Origin of the sequence: Vibrio sp. MOR3 (genome assembly GCF_001557775.1) — a bacterium.
GTDB classification, from domain to species: Bacteria; Pseudomonadota; Gammaproteobacteria; order Enterobacterales; family Vibrionaceae; genus Vibrio; species Vibrio jasicida.
In genome coordinates this window covers 21,291-35,703 of sequence record NZ_LNRD01000014.1, presented here as the reverse complement: position 1 = coordinate 35,703, position 14,413 = coordinate 21,291, and the positions used below count along the sequence as shown (strand labels likewise).

The following is a 14,413-nucleotide window of genomic DNA, read 5'->3' as shown; positions in this document are numbered from 1 at the left end:
TGCTTTCCTTTTTTCCCTCATTATCCTTGCAGCAAACCTTTTTAATGAGAGCGTTTGGTGAATATTCTCATCCTAGGTCCAGGAGCCGTTGGCTCACTTTGGGCGACTAAATTCAAACTTGCTGGACACAATGTTTCCTTGTGGGGAAGAAGCTCAAACAGCGAGCAGTTGCTCCAACTTGATGACAACTCAGCAATCAGTTTTTCTAATCAGCACATCCCTTCTGTTCGAAATGCAGATCTGATTGTCGTGACAGTAAAAGCATGGCAGGTTGAAACCGCGATTGAGCCTCTTCTTCCTTACATCAACACTGACACCATCATAATGTTGATGCATAACGGAATGGGAACCGCACAACTCATCGAAGCCAAACTTGCTGATAACCCATTAATAGTTGCAACAACAACACACGGTGCTTACAAACCAATTAAAGAACAGGTGCTTCACACTGGTCAGGGAAATACTCAACTGGGTGGCTTTAATGCTAAAGGTGTTCAATGTGGCTTCTTAGCGGAGGTGATGAATCACGCTTTGCCAGAGGTGAATTGGAACCCAAATATCAACGCTGCACTGTGGACCAAGCTTGCGATCAACTGTGCTATCAACCCTCTAACCGCCATTCATCAATGTAAGAATGGTGAGCTTGCCGATCCGGGATTTGCCTCCGAGTTAGCGAACATCACCCATGAGTTGGTGGAGGTAATGAATACAGAACAGATAAAGGTCGATTTTGATTCTCTTCACACCACCATTATGCAAGTGGTGAACGCAACAGCAGCCAACTACTCTTCAATGAGACAAGATGTTTTCCACCAACGTCGCACCGAAATCGATTTCATTACCGGTTATTTGCTGAAAGCTGCTGAAAAGCATCACATTAGTACGCCAGAGAACGCCAAACTCTATCAACGCATCAAACAGATTGAACAAAGCTGGACAGAACAATGAATAAAAAGATCTTAGTACCTATCGCGCCGGGCACAGAAGAAATGGAAGCGGTAACCGTTATCGACTTAATGGTTCGAGCAGGCTATGACGTAACCGTCGCAAGCGCAGATTTCGATGGTGCACTGACTATGAAAGCGTCTCGAGGCGTGACACTAACCGCGGATTGCAAGCTAGTTGATATTGCCGATGACGAGTTTGATGCGATTGTTCTGTCTGGGGGCGTAGGTGGTGCAGAAACCTTCCGTGATAGCACCATCATGATTGAGATCCTGAAACAGCACATGTACGAAGGTAAGCTGGTTGCGGCAATTTGTGCAGCGCCAGCTTTGGTTTTGCAACACCACAACCTTTACCCTGAAGCCCTGATGACATGTCACCCAAGCTTCCAATCTCATATTCCTGAAGACAAATGGCGAGCTAAGCGTGTCACCATGGATGTGAATCACAACCTACTGACAAGTCAGGGGCCAGGAACCGCGCTTGAGTTCGCGATGGAAATCATTATCAAACTTTCTGGTAAAGAGCATGGATGGATGGTCGCAGAACCGTTAGTCACTATCCCAACACTGCATTATCACGAATTCGGTGACGAATAATGTTTGACGTATACGCTGTACGCGAACAGTTCCCAGCCCTAAATCAAGACGTCAACCAGTCGCCTTTGGTTTACCTTGATAGCGCAGCTACAACGCAAAAACCGCAGTGCGTGATCGATGTGATTAGCCGTTACTACAGTGCACAAAATGCTAACGTGCACCGTGGCAGTCATAGCTTAACAGCCAACGCGACCAGCCAATTTGAAGCCTCTCGTGAAGCCGTTGCTAAGTTCATTGGGGCGAGCAGTTCAAAAGAAATCATTTGGACTCGAGGCGCAACCGAAGCACTAAACCTCATCGCGCAAACTTATGCTCGTAGTACACTCCAAGCGGGTGATGAAATCCTGATCAGTGAAATGGAACACCACGCGAACATCGTGCCTTGGCAGATTGTCGCGGAGCAAACGGGCGCAAAAATCATTAAGGTTCCGATGACCTCCGGTTGCCAATTCGACATCAATGCGTTTGAAGCACTGTTGTCGGAGCGCTGTAAAATCGTAGCGTGCGCACAAATCACCAATGTGACGGGCTCTCGTCAACCTATCGAGAAAATCATCGCCATGGCACATGCGGTAGGCGCAGTTGTCGTTGTCGATGGTGCACAGGGCATTGTTCATGAACAGTTGAACTTGGCAGAGCTCGATGTCGACTTTTATGTCTTCTCTGGTCACAAGCTATACGCCCCCGCTGGGATTGGTGTCCTGTATGGCAAGCTTGAACTGTTAGAAGCGATGCCACCATGGCACGGCGGCGGTAAAATGGTAGAAAGAGTCTCGTTTGAGAAAACCACTTTCTCTGCCTTGCCGGGTAAGTTTGAAGCAGGTACACCGAACGTCGCAGGCGCGATTGCTCTAGCGAAAGCCATCGGTTGGTACCAAGGTTTCGATCACGCCGCAGTAGAGGCACATCTGCATTCTCTGCAGAACAAAGCTTACCAAGAACTAAGCCAATTGGATGACATTCAAATCCTCGGTTATCAACCGAATGCTTCAGTGCTTACTTTTGTAATGGATGGCGTTCACCACCAAGACATTGCAACGCTGCTTGATCAACAAGGTATCGCTGTTCGCGCTGGACATCACTGTGCTCATCCTCTGATGGATGCGCTTAACGTCAAAGGCACGGTGCGTGTTTCTTTTGGTATCTACAATACGTTAGAAGATGTTGAGAAGCTGATTGCAGCAGTCGAGAAAGCGGTCGATATGCTTTAACAATACCACCGTAGATTTATAGGAAAAGGGTTGAAACCGTTTGGCTTCAACCCTTTTCTTTATTCTGTTCTTAGTGCGGTTTTAACTAACGCCAACTACTGAGCTTGTGCTTTGATCTGCTCAACAATCGCTTTCAAACCATTGCCACGCGATGGGCTTAGGTGAGCAATTAAACCCAGTTTTTCAAAGTAAGCATCAATATCAAACGCTTGGATTTGCTTTGCCGTTTTGCCATCGTAAGCCGCCATCACCAAGGCAATCAAACCACGAACAATACGCGCGTCAGAATCAGCGCAGAAGTGCCATACACCTTCTTGCTCTTTACTCACCAACCACACTAAGCTTTCACAACCAGATACCGTAACTTGCTCTGATTTAAGCTCTTCAGGCATTTGAGGCAGCTTTTTACCCCATTGGATCACCTGACGGTAGCGGTCTTCCCAACCTTTAAATTGCTGCATGGTTGCGGCGATGTCTTCACTGGTGATGTCAGTGCCAAACGGCGAGACAGGGAAATCAGTCATGATGTACTCTCTTCTCTGAATTACTTCTTATGCTTTTGGATCAGCTTTTCAACGATGCGTGATACCGCAACAAAACCGAAAGTTGCGGTTACAACCGTCGCTGCGCCAAAGCCACTCGCACAATCCATACGTTTAGGACCTTCTGCTGTCGATTTCACGCCACATACTGACCCATCGGCTTGTGGGTACTTCAATTGCTCGGTAGAAAACACACAATCGATACCAAACTTACGCGCTGGATTTTTTGGGAAGTTATGATGACGACGTAATGTGTCTTTGATCTTCTTCGCCAGTGGATCTTGGATAGTCTTGGTCAGATCCGCCACCATGATTTGGGTTGGATCGATTTGACCACCAGCACCGCCGGTTGTGATCACTTTGATCTTGTTGCTACGACAGTAAGCCAGTAGAGACGCCTTTGCTTTTACGCTATCGATCGCATCCAACACGTAATCGAACTCTTTGCTCAAGTACTCGTGCTGGTTATCTGGCGTGATGAAATCGTCAATCAGATTGACCTTACACTCTGGGTTAATCAGCTTAACGCGCTCTGCCATCACTTCAATTTTGCTTTGACCAACCGTGCCAGTCATCGCATGAATTTGACGGTTAATATTGGTCACACACACGTCATCCATATCGATGAGCGTCAACTCACCAATACCAGTACGTGCGAGCGCTTCTACCGCCCATGAACCAACACCACCAATACCAATCACACACACGTGTGCAGCACGAAGAATTTCTACTTCGCTGTTACCGTAGAGACGACGAGTGCCACCAAAACGTTGGTTATAGCTGTCAGATGCCGGAGTATCGAGTTCACGCATATTGAAGTTCCAGATGATCGATAGAAAAACAAAGAGTGCGATTTATACGCACTCTTTGAGGAAATGTCTAGATGATGAGAGGTGATTCCTCTCGCTAGGCGGCTATTGTAACTTCTCTGGCGACAAAGCCCAAGGTGCTTGCGTTGGCGTGTTTTCCAAACCCAACTTCCACACGCGACCAAAGTGCTTGTAGTGACCCGCTTCTGTACCAGCACGTGGTCCCATACCGTGGTATAGATCGAGATGGTTTTGCTTCACCGCGCCGCCAGTGTCTAACACAATTAGAAGACGAAGCTGGTGCGCGCCACTCCATGTACCGTCTTTATTAAGCAATGGCACTTCCGCCAAAATTGGCGTACCCATAGGTAGAATCGAACGATCGCCTGCTACCGATGCCATTGGTAATAGTGGAATACCTGCAGAGCCCGTTACTGGTGCATCCGCTTGTGGAGCAAAGAACACATAAGAAGGGTTCTGCTCTAGCAACTCACGAACCGTTGCTTCATCATTCTTCATCACCCAGTCTTTGATGGCTTTGAGTGACATCTCTTCACGTGGCACTTCACCACGCTCAATTAGAATTCGGCCAATACTCACGTACGCTTTATTGTTCTTACCTGCGTAAGCAAAGTATTCCAGCGTATCGTCATCTTCGAAATGAACAAAGCCGCTACCCTGCACTTCCATCATGAATGGATCAATACGGTTGGGTGCGTAACCCAATACCAGACCTTGACCGTCTAACGCTCCGTTATAAATTTCTGCACGTGTTGGGCAGCTTGAACCACAATTTGGCTTGCCATAAACCGGGTACTTATATGTTGCATTTGGTTGATGACGCAATTCCATCACAGGAGAGAAATAGCCTGTGAACAACACGTTGCCCTTCTTATCACCACCACCAAGCTGCGCAGCTTGAATACCGTAAGCACTGAGCGCTGTCGTATCACCACTCTGCAATGCCCATTCACTCAACTTCTCGTAAAGTGGCTGGTACATTTTTGCCATTGAAGGCGACTTAATCACAACCTGTTCAGCTTGTTTGTTGAACTCAGTGAAATCTTGCGGCTTGTTGGATTCAACGACATCAGCTTTGTTCAAGATATGCGAAAACTCGCCATCGTAATCTTGCTTAGCAAGTAGGTTCTGTTCAGGCTCAGCGGCACAGCCAAATAGCAGGCTCAAAGAAACAATAGGAAGGAGTTTTTTTAACACGTGTTTTTTCCGTAATAGAAGATAGCAAAAGGATGGCAAACAAATGCAAACGACGCAATTGAAAAGCTGCGACAAAGTGTATCAGCGATAAGGCAAAGGCTTTAGTTGCTGCCAATTCATCCATAAAAATAGAGAAGCTAGATAATAACAGCAATGTAATCAAACAATTGTCCGGACAATGTCTGATAGAAGTGGCAGGAATTTTAAGATCCCCAAAAACGCTGACCCTCTCACACTGAGACTCAGCAAGCAGTTATAGAAAGAATTTTACGAATATGAAGCGCTAGCGAATAGCTAGGTTCGAATGACCTTCTAGGTGAAAAACGGGCAGATAGTGGGCATTTGAATCTAACTTCATTTCAGAATGATGCTGATCGAGAAAGTCAAATCGACGCACTGTAGAACCAACCTTATAAGAAAGTGTGTCGCCATCAAATTCGAAATCCGTTGCGACGGTTGAACCTCTCACCATTACACCACGCTCACTAAGAATAAACTCTTCACGAGCATATGGCGCCACGTCTTGCTCTACCCACTTGCCATAAATCACTGACTTAGAAATTGGTGGGTTTATATATCGAGTAATCAAATCACCATACATCATAAATACAACTATCGTACCTACGATCGCCGTTAGCATAAGCGAACGCTCAATCCATTTACGAAGTGGCGATTTTGTAGAGATATTTTGCTCTGATTGAGCAGCGATCGCAGCATTCTTATTTACAACTGAAGACATGAGGCTCACGTGTTTGAACTAGACGGGAACATTGTACCCTCATCAACCAAACACAGCCAAGCATCACGCTCACGATGTTTGTGCTTTATTCCAAAAAATTACCTTGCCAATAATTGAATAAAAAGACAATATTAAAGCATAAATAAACACAAGGAATGGCTGTAGTGAAAATTCGTAGTACTGCTCTGGTTAAAGGATTCCGTCAATCCACACCCTATGTTAACGCACACCGTGGAAAAACCATGGTTTTGATGCTTGGGGGCGAAGCCGTTGCCGATAAAAACTTTGGCAACATTATCAATGATATTGCATTGATGCATAGCCTTGGTATTAAAGTCGTCGTTGTTTATGGTGCCAGACCACAGATCAACCAACTACTAGAGAAACAAGATCTTACTACGCCATACCACAAAAACGTTCGAATCACAGATGAAGCCGCGCTTTCGGTAATTATGCAAGCAGCAGGACAGCTTCAACTGGCGATTACCGCGCGCTTATCCATGAGTCTTAACAACACGCCAATGGCGGGTACCCAACTTAACGTTGTGAGCGGCAACTTTGTCATTGCTCAGCCACTCGGTGTTGATGACGGCGTCGACTATTGCCACAGCGGGCGCATTCGTCGAATCGACACCGATGCAATCCACCGCACACTCGATCAAGGCTCAATTGTGTTACTCGGCCCAATCGCCAGCTCAGTGACAGGGGAATGCTTCAACCTTCCCTCAGAAGAAGTCGCGACCCAACTAGCGATTAAGCTTGGTGCGGATAAATTGATTGGGTTCTGCTCTGAGCAAGGGGTTATTGATGACAACGGTAACGCCGTCGCGGAATTGTTCCCTATTGAAGCAGAGCATGTCATCACGAAACTCATGGCAGACACCTCACCAGATTCCGACTATAACTCTGGAACATTACGTTTTCTCAAAGGTTCGATTTCTGCTTGCCGTGCAGGTGTGCCAAGAAGCCATCTTATTAGCTACAAAGTTGATGGCGCACTCATCCAAGAATTGTTCTCTTTCGATGGTATCGGTACACAGGTTGTCATGGCCAGTGCCGAACAGGTGCGTGAAGCGGACATCGATGACATTGGCGGTATTTTAGATCTTATTCGCCCACTAGAAGAACAAGGTGTGCTAGTAAGGCGATCTCGCGAGCAACTTGAGCAAGAAATTAATAAGTTCACCATCATCGAAAAAGACGGCTTGATCATCGGTTGTGCGGCTTTGTACCCATATATTGAAGAGCAAAAAGCGGAAATGGCTTGCGTGGCTATTCACCAAGATTATCGCGATGGTAACCGTGGATTATTGCTACTCAATTACATGAAGCACCGTTCAAAATCAGACAACATCAATCAAATCTTTGTGCTGACCACACACAGCCTTCATTGGTTTAGAGAACAAGGCTTTTATGAAGTGAGCGTTGATTATCTTCCGGGGGCAAAACAAGGACTGTATAACTTCCAGCGTAAGTCAAAAATTCTGGCATTAGACCTGTGAGAATTAAAGAAACGTAATTCAACCTAAACCTAAATAGTTATGCAAACCTTTACATTGACATTGGTCGCAATTTAACCTTTTCAATATACATACTGTTGGTTATACTCTGCGCGACAAACGGTCGTATTTTAAACAATCGGCAAATGGATCTAGGTGAATAACTATCACCCTAAAGTGCGGAGCAAGCTTGGCTGCTCTGCATGACGCATCAAGGACAGTTGTTACTCTTACAATGAATAAGATGAGCACTGTTATGAAAACCATTATTTGTAACTCACTTCAAAGCTTCTGGGATATGGCGGATAACCATTTTCTCGAAGGGCTCGACGTCCACTGCGTATTTCCCGTCAATGACGCCATTAAAGATTTTATCTTGGCTTATCAGCAACAATACAAAATTCGCAGCGTGTCATTTACCAATGCGTTTACACAAAATTAAAAAAGACCGAGCATCGCGCTCGGTCTTTTTGTACGTATGCTCAGTGAAAGGTCATAATTAATAACGTCAAAAATATAACGAATAGAATGATTAGCAGTATCAACCAATAAACCACGCTAACCTTAATAAGCCATTGAGGACTTATGCTGCGTACATCGCTCAGTCCCCGCTTTTTCCCAAGTCGAGGAAACGCGATGGTCGCAAGCAGGCCGGTGCCATAGATAAGAGAGCCAAAATGAAAACCGGAGCTGATGGCTAGCTCAACTTCAGAAAAATGTCGCTCGTTGAAAGCGTACTGCTTTACATTTTTGGGTGTAAAGAAGACGAGAAAAGCGCCTAGCACTACAAACCAAATAAACAACGCAGCACCTGATACAAAAAAAGCGATAAATGCGATATGTAGAAGCCAGGAAAAATCCACGGTCACACCTCACTCGACATCAAAGCTCAAACAATATCGTCGAAAAAGCATGGGGTTCAATGCAGGTCGAATGACTCAGACATAAAAATGGCGGGATTACGACCCGCCACATAAAAACATATTCAGTTCATGAAAACTTCTCACTTTTGAATGAGTAAACTCAATTTCTAAGTCGCTCAACCAACCCACTCGCTCGGGTGGTTTTTACTTTAATTCCGCGCTTGAGAACATTCATCTCAGCGAACATCGCAAGGCGTTTCTTTGCACGAGTAATACCTGTGTAGATCAGCTCGCGAGTGAGGATTGGGCTGAAATCTGGCGGCAAAATCATTAGCGTGTATTCAAACTCACTGCCCTGTGATTTATGAATGGTCATCGCATATGCGGTTTCATGCTCAGGGACTCGGCTTGGCAGCACCGACTTCACGCTGCCGTCTGGCAGTTCGAAGAACACTTTAAGGCGCGGCTCACCTTCGCTGTCGTCTCGCATACAAATGCCGATATCACCGTTATACAATCCCAAGCCATGATCATTACGCGTGACCATTACTGGCCTGCCGTGATACCAAAGCTCGTCTTGGGTTTGAATCAACTTACGTGCAGCTAGTGCTTTTTCAATGCGTTGGTTTAAACCGCTCACACCAAAATCACCTTCACGAATGGCACACAACAAGCGGCATTGGTTAAAGGTATCCAGCACTGTTTTGGCTTTGTGGGTCAGTATTTCTGGTTCCCCAGTCTTCTGGTCAATCTCTTGCTGTCCGATGCGTTTTAGATAACGACCATATTCAGCAACCAAAGTCTGCATCATCTGATTGTAGTTTTGGCTACTCAATGCGAAATGCTCGATATCAGCAAAATCACGATTCCAAACGTCGTCTACTTTTGCCGCTGAGCCAGCGTTGACCGCTTTTGCTAGCTGACCGATACCAGATCGAGCGTCGAATCGGTAACTCTTTTGTAGCATGCACAAGCTATCGGCAATCGAAGCATTACTGTTGGTACTGTACGCCAACGTGTCAAAGCCTGTTAACTTCGCGACCGCAGACGCCTGCTCTTTGCCAAAGCCAAATGCGTGGAACGAACAGATATCACCGAGCACCGCACCTGCTTCTACCGATGCCAACTGATCTTTATCTCCCAGTAGAATCAAACGCGCATGCTTGGGCAGCGCATCGACGACTTTGTACATCATCGGCAGATCGACCATGGAGGCTTCATCCACCACTAAAATATCGAGGTGTAGCGGATTTTGTTTGTTGTGACGAAACTCTGCACTGTTTGGGATCGCGCCCAACAGGCGATGTAAAGTGCTCGACTCGGTTGGAATTTTCGCTTTAAGCTCAAGCTCAACTGGCAACTCTTGAATCGCTTTACCAATAGATTCCGTCAAACGTGCGGCGGCTTTACCTGTTGGCGCCACCAGCTTGATGGTGAGGTTTTTCTCTTGCCCTGCTTGCTCAATCAGCGCGGCTAGCAGTTTGGTTACCGTGGTGGTTTTACCCGTCCCCGGACCACCGGAAATCACCGCAAAACGACGCGTCAGTGCTACCGCTGCCGCGACCTTCTGCCAGTTAACACAAGCTGATAACGGTACAAGCTTGTCCAGCACTTGCAATTCATGAACCTGTTTTGCTTGGCAGACTGCCGCATCAATGGCTGCCCAATCGAGACTGTCTACAGTGACCACATCCAAATGATCACAGACTAATTGCTGACGTAGCACTTGGTTGCTGGTTCCTGCCTCTTCCGCTTTGGCTAATGCATTGAACAAAAAGTGATACTGACGAGCGAATAAATGATGCAGCAACTCAGACAAACGTGTGAACTCTTGAGGCTGTAAGTTTACAGCCGCACCGAGTTGATTGAGTTTGTCCGCCAACGTCACTTCATAGTACCAGTAACGATGCAAGTAGAGACGCTCGCCATCAAACATCATTGGTAAGGCTTCACCTTGAGTACCAACCAAAGGCGATACTTGCAGAAGCTCCACCCAATTGACGCCCTGCAGTTGAGTATTAAGCGCTAACGCAGACTCTCCAAACAGACCGAGCTTACTGCCAAGATCTGCTGGTTGCCCTTGGCTATCAAACAGAGGCAAGCAGATGTGTCCTTTGCCTAACTCACTGCTGACCACACCAGCAATAAAAGCCAGTTCTTGGCTGTTCTCTTGTTGCTCAACTTGAGAATAGATAAAGCGTGCGAACTGGAAATCCAATTGGCGAATCGCCCCTTTATTTGCTAGCGATTCTAACGTTGCCAATAGTTCTGGCGTTGCCGCTAGATCTCGAGTTGCCACTGGGCTGCTTTGCTCAGAAAGAAGATCATTGGTTTTCATCAAATTAACTCCATCTGACCAGATTCGCTGGATCGCGTGTCTGGTGCTTGACCATCAATCAAATGATCCATCTCTTGTAAAAATTCAAAGGTTGGCTTGGCAGAAAAAATACCGTGATCACTTTGTCCATCCATACCACGCAAGAACAGGTAATAAACACCGCCAAAATGCTGTTCATAATCATAATTTGGCAATCTGCTACGTAAGAAACGATGCAGCGCCAAAGCGTAGATTTGGTATTGCAGATCGTATCGGTGATCCGCCATCGCCGACTTCAACGCATCGCCATGATAGTGGAACACATCATCGCCTAAGTGGTTCGATTTCCAGTCGAGGACGTAGTATTTACCTTGATGCTCAAACACCAAGTCAATAAAGCCTTTCAACATGCCTTGCACGGTTTGGAAACCCAAATCGCCCGCTTTGGCAGACAGCGGATCATGACGTTGAATCACACGGTTCAATGCTGGTGCAGATAGCACTTCAATCGGTAATAAAAATTCCATCTCAACCAAACGTTGCGCCGGACCTTTCTGATTGAGCAGTAGTGCTTTGCTATCCAAAGGCGTTGCCAGCACGGTATCAATCAACTGTTGCAGGATTGGCAGCCACTCTTCATCAAGCTGCTCACTTTCCATCAAACCGAGGATAATTTGGGTGTTCTCTTCCGTTGTCGCTGGTTGAGTAAACTCAATTTCCTCAAATAAGCTGTGCAGGAAAGTACCCGGACGTGCGCCACGCGGGAAGTTGAAGATAGAGCGTTCTGGCTCAACCAATTCCGCTTCATCTTGCTCTTCTGAAGAGTCGATATCAAAGCCGGTGATTTCAATCGTCGCGTCATGTTCAGCATGATGAGAGCCTTGCTTAACCAAGCCCGAATAACTGGTGATGCGCCAGTTTCTATCAATCGGGTTTTGCAGCTCTTTGGCAGTCAACGCTTCTAACTCGGTTTGCTCCGCAACATATATCTCGTCGTGCTGCTTTGGAGGGTCACAAATCATGACGTTATCGAGATTCTCTTGTTGCTTCTTCAGTCCTACAAACAGGTCGTTGATGCCGCCCTCTTGACCATTTTGCACCAAGTAACCAATCGCACTGTGATGCACACCGGTTGGCTCTTTGGTTGAGCGACCATTGCGCAGTGGTGAAGCACCAATAAAGCAGGCATACACGGCACGCGTTAGCGCTACATAGATAAGGCGTAAATCTTCAGCAAGGCGTTCTTTATCTGCCTGTTTTAACGACGCATCGTTACCCGTGATATCAAGTACAGTACGATCGTTCTCAGCGTCGTAGTATTTGGCTTCACTTGCTTCTCGGTAACCAAACACAAATGGTAGGAAGACCAAGTCATATTCCAGACCTTTGGATTTGTGAATGGTGACGATTTGCACCAAGTTACGCTCTGATTCCAGACGCTGAATTTGGTCATCGCTGCCACCCAACCCATGCTCTGCATCGCTGATGGATTGCGCCAACCAACGCAGCAAACCGTGGTCGCTGTCTAATTCGTTACTTGCTTGCTGCAATAGTTCACCAATGTGCATCAGATCGGTAAGTACTCGCTCACCGTTTTCGCTTTGTGAGCTCGCCCCTTCTTCTAGCAGACGTTCAGCAATATGGCGTTTGCTGATCACTGCTCGAAGCATAGGAAGCACACCACGTTGCACCCAAAGTTTGCGGTATTCTTTGAACTCATTAACCGCGTTTTCCCACACGGTTTCGTCGTTATTGAGGGCGTCTAAGCTGGCTGCATCCAGAGCAAATAATTCTGACGCTAGACTGGCGCGTAATGCTCTATCGTTTTCTGGTGTTAATACTGCTTGCAGCAAACGCTGTAAGTCTTGCGCCACAGAGCTAGTAAATACGCTATCACGGTTGGACAAATACACACTAGCAATGCCTTGGTCTGCTAACGCCTGTTTGACCATGCGACCTTCGCTACCCGTGCGCACCAACACTGCAATGTCACCCGCTTTGACTGGACTCTGCTTTTCGCCATTGACCAGACACGCTTGACCTTGTTGTGCTGCGGTCAAAATGGTTTGAATTTGGCTTGCTGTCGCCTCTGACATAGCAGCGAGGTATTCACCTTTTGGCAATGGTTTATCTTCCGCTTCTTGCAACCAATAAGTCAGCGCAGGTTGCTTTTGACCACCCATAGTCCAAACTCGTTTGTCAGCACTTGGGCTGTAATCCACAGAATGGAATGGAATGTCAGAGTCGTAAATAAACGGGCTATCTGGCAGAGCAAAAATCTGGTTCACTGCCAATACCATATCGGCACTTGAGCGCCAGTTGGTGCCAAGCGTGTAGTGAGCACTAACTTGGTTACGCGCCTTGATGTAGGTAAAGATGTCCGCACCACGGAAGCCGTAAATCGCCTGTTTCGGGTCACCGATCATAAACAAACCGCACTCAGAATTATTCAAATAAATGCGACTGAAAATACTGTATTGCAGTGGGTCGGTATCTTGGAATTCATCGATCATCGCAACCGGATAAAGCGTGCGAATGCGCTCTGTCAGTAGTGCGGTTTCATCGGTATCAATCGAGGCAGAGAGCTGAGTCAGCAAGTCATCGAATGACAACCATTGTTTCTGATTTTTTGCTTTTGCCAGCATCACGCGACAATGCTCAATTGCGTGAGCCAATAGCGGCGCTTTTAAGCTGATTGGGTTGGCAAGGAAAGTTTCAATCGCCTCAAACACAGGGTGCTGTGGCGCAGTGCCTTTCGGGGTTTTCTCGAGCAACACATTCTGGGTGAACTTCTCCAGCTTATCTGGATAGTCATAGCCCGTGGTTTCTGTCGAAGCCCATACGTTAACCGCTTCTAACCACGTCGGCAAAGACTTTTTGGTGTAGCTGCGTTTGTTGACATCGGAATCAGAAATCAGTGTGAGGAAGTCCTCTTGGTTATCACGCCATTGGGCTTTCAAAGCATCAATTTGCTTTAAGTTTTGCTCATGCAAATCGGCAAGGCTACCTTCCATTGCAGGAACAGAGAGACTTAGCGGCGCGCCTGTGAGGTAGTTGCTGATGTCATACAACAGATCCGATGGCGAGCCCCAGAGTTGGCGTACTTCTCCAGCCAAAGCGAATGGCAGAGGGTAGAAGTTACGACGCCAGTAATCGGCAACGACTTGCGCTTTAAGATGGCTTTCGTCTGTCACAAACTCATTATTGAAACGACTACCGGATTCGAATGCGTTTTGCGTCAGCATGCGTTGGCAGAAACCGTGAATGGTGTACACCGCGGCTTCATCCATTTGGCGCTCTGCTTGCAATAGGATCTCAGCGGCTTGTTTATGATCCTCTATTTCTTCCAACAAAGGTTGAATCACAGGATCTGAGCTTTGTCCGCGAGCGAATGCGATCCTCGCGTCGTGAATACGCGCACGAATACGATCACGCAGCTCCGCCGTTGCAGCTTCGGTAAAGGTCACCACCAGAATTTGATCCACGGTCAACGGCACGCGGTGTTTGGTATCTGTCGTGCCATGCCCTAGTAGGAGTCGCAGATACAAACCCGCGATGGTAAAGGTTTTACCCGTACCCGCCGATGCTTCAATTAACCTTGCACCATGCAGTGGAAAAGTCATGGTTTGCAGTGGAGTTGGAACTGACATTTGCGCCATAACGCTGAATCT

12 protein-coding genes are annotated in these 14,413 nt (G+C 46.8%); 5 read left to right on the top strand and 7 right to left on the bottom strand.

All coding sequences use genetic code 11. The features are described from left to right. Positions 1-57 precede the first annotated feature (57 nt). Genes panE through csdA form a run of 3 tightly spaced genes read left to right on the top strand, consistent with a single transcriptional unit; the run spans position 58 to position 2,755 of the window. Positions 58-948, top strand: coding sequence for a 2-dehydropantoate 2-reductase (gene panE / locus ATB76_RS21355; RefSeq protein ID WP_038879104.1), 891 nt, complete (start codon positions 58-60; stop codon positions 946-948). Continuing rightward, on the top strand, positions 945-1,544 hold the full coding sequence (locus tag ATB76_RS21350) for a DJ-1 family glyoxalase III (RefSeq protein ID WP_005436618.1): 600 nt from the start codon (positions 945-947) through the stop codon (positions 1,542-1,544). Before panE ends, ATB76_RS21350 begins: the two co-directional genes overlap by 4 nt. Next, complete coding sequence (gene csdA, locus ATB76_RS21345) at positions 1,544-2,755, top strand: cysteine desulfurase CsdA (protein ID WP_042600074.1); 1,212 nt, start codon at positions 1,544-1,546, stop codon at positions 2,753-2,755. The genes ATB76_RS21350 and csdA overlap by 1 nt, the downstream gene beginning before the upstream one ends. Positions 2,756-2,850: 95 nt before the next feature. On the opposite strand, the gene csdE is transcribed toward csdA, so the two are convergent. The 4 genes from csdE to ATB76_RS21325 form a co-directional block, all read right to left on the bottom strand. Beyond that, complete coding sequence (gene csdE / locus ATB76_RS21340) at positions 2,851-3,279, bottom strand: cysteine desulfurase sulfur acceptor subunit CsdE (protein ID WP_054756489.1); 429 nt, start codon at positions 3,277-3,279, stop codon at positions 2,851-2,853. A 20-nt stretch (positions 3,280-3,299) separates the two neighbouring features. Continuing rightward, positions 3,300-4,109, bottom strand: a complete 810-nt coding sequence (tcdA, locus tag ATB76_RS21335) for a tRNA cyclic N6-threonylcarbamoyladenosine(37) synthase TcdA (protein WP_005427322.1) — start codon at positions 4,107-4,109, stop codon at positions 3,300-3,302. Between the two features lie 102 nt (positions 4,110-4,211). Continuing rightward, positions 4,212-5,324, bottom strand: a complete 1,113-nt coding sequence (gene mltA, locus ATB76_RS21330) for a murein transglycosylase A (protein WP_042600076.1) — start codon at positions 5,322-5,324, stop codon at positions 4,212-4,214. Positions 5,325-5,607: 283 nt separating this feature from the next. Further along, positions 5,608-6,063, bottom strand: coding sequence for a DUF2850 domain-containing protein (locus tag ATB76_RS21325; protein ID WP_038864621.1), 456 nt, complete (start codon positions 6,061-6,063; stop codon positions 5,608-5,610). 164 nt (positions 6,064-6,227) lie between these two features. On the opposite strand from ATB76_RS21325, the gene argA reads away from it, so the two are divergent. Together argA and ATB76_RS21315 are read left to right on the top strand one after the other, a co-directional pair. Continuing rightward, the gene (argA, locus tag ATB76_RS21320) at positions 6,228-7,565 is read left to right on the top strand and encodes an amino-acid N-acetyltransferase (protein ID WP_061036092.1); all 1,338 of its coding nucleotides are present in this window, start codon (positions 6,228-6,230) and stop codon (positions 7,563-7,565) included. A gap of 253 nt (positions 7,566-7,818) precedes the next feature. Beyond that, positions 7,819-8,004, top strand: coding sequence for a hypothetical protein (locus ATB76_RS21315; RefSeq protein WP_005427310.1), 186 nt, complete (start codon positions 7,819-7,821; stop codon positions 8,002-8,004). 40 nt (positions 8,005-8,044) lie between these two features. Here the strand turns inward: ATB76_RS21315 and ATB76_RS21310 are convergent, their stop codons facing one another. From ATB76_RS21310 to recB, 3 genes are all read right to left on the bottom strand, one after another. Then, a complete protein-coding gene (locus ATB76_RS21310; protein WP_061036091.1) occupies positions 8,045-8,425 on the bottom strand; it encodes a hypothetical protein in 381 nt (126 codons plus the stop codon). Between the two features lie 160 nt (positions 8,426-8,585). Then, positions 8,586-10,763 (bottom strand): exodeoxyribonuclease V subunit alpha, encoded by a 2,178-nt coding sequence (gene recD, locus ATB76_RS21305; RefSeq protein WP_061036090.1) that lies wholly within the window; start codon positions 10,761-10,763, stop codon positions 8,586-8,588. After that, positions 10,763-14,401 (bottom strand): exodeoxyribonuclease V subunit beta, encoded by a 3,639-nt coding sequence (recB, locus tag ATB76_RS21300; RefSeq protein ID WP_061036089.1) that lies wholly within the window; start codon positions 14,399-14,401, stop codon positions 10,763-10,765. Before recB ends, recD begins: the two co-directional genes overlap by 1 nt. Positions 14,402-14,413: the final 12 nt, after the last annotated feature.

Coding starts and splice junctions, on each gene's coding strand:
- ATB76_RS21350 (WP_005436618.1), top strand. CDS start 945: ATGAATAAAAAGATCTTAGTACCTATCGCGCCGGGCACAGAAGAAATG.
- csdA (WP_042600074.1), top strand. CDS start 1,544: ATGTTTGACGTATACGCTGTACGCGAACAGTTCCCAGCCCTAAATCAA.
- csdE (WP_054756489.1), bottom strand. CDS start 3,279: ATGACTGATTTCCCTGTCTCGCCGTTTGGCACTGACATCACCAGTGAA.
- tcdA (WP_005427322.1), bottom strand. CDS start 4,109: ATGCGTGAACTCGATACTCCGGCATCTGACAGCTATAACCAACGTTTT.
- ATB76_RS21325 (WP_038864621.1), bottom strand. CDS start 6,063: ATGTCTTCAGTTGTAAATAAGAATGCTGCGATCGCTGCTCAATCAGAG.
- ATB76_RS21315 (WP_005427310.1), top strand. CDS start 7,819: ATGAAAACCATTATTTGTAACTCACTTCAAAGCTTCTGGGATATGGCG.
- recD (WP_061036090.1), bottom strand. CDS start 10,763: ATGAAAACCAATGATCTTCTTTCTGAGCAAAGCAGCCCAGTGGCAACT.
- recB (WP_061036089.1), bottom strand. CDS start 14,401: ATGGCGCAAATGTCAGTTCCAACTCCACTGCAAACCATGACTTTTCCA.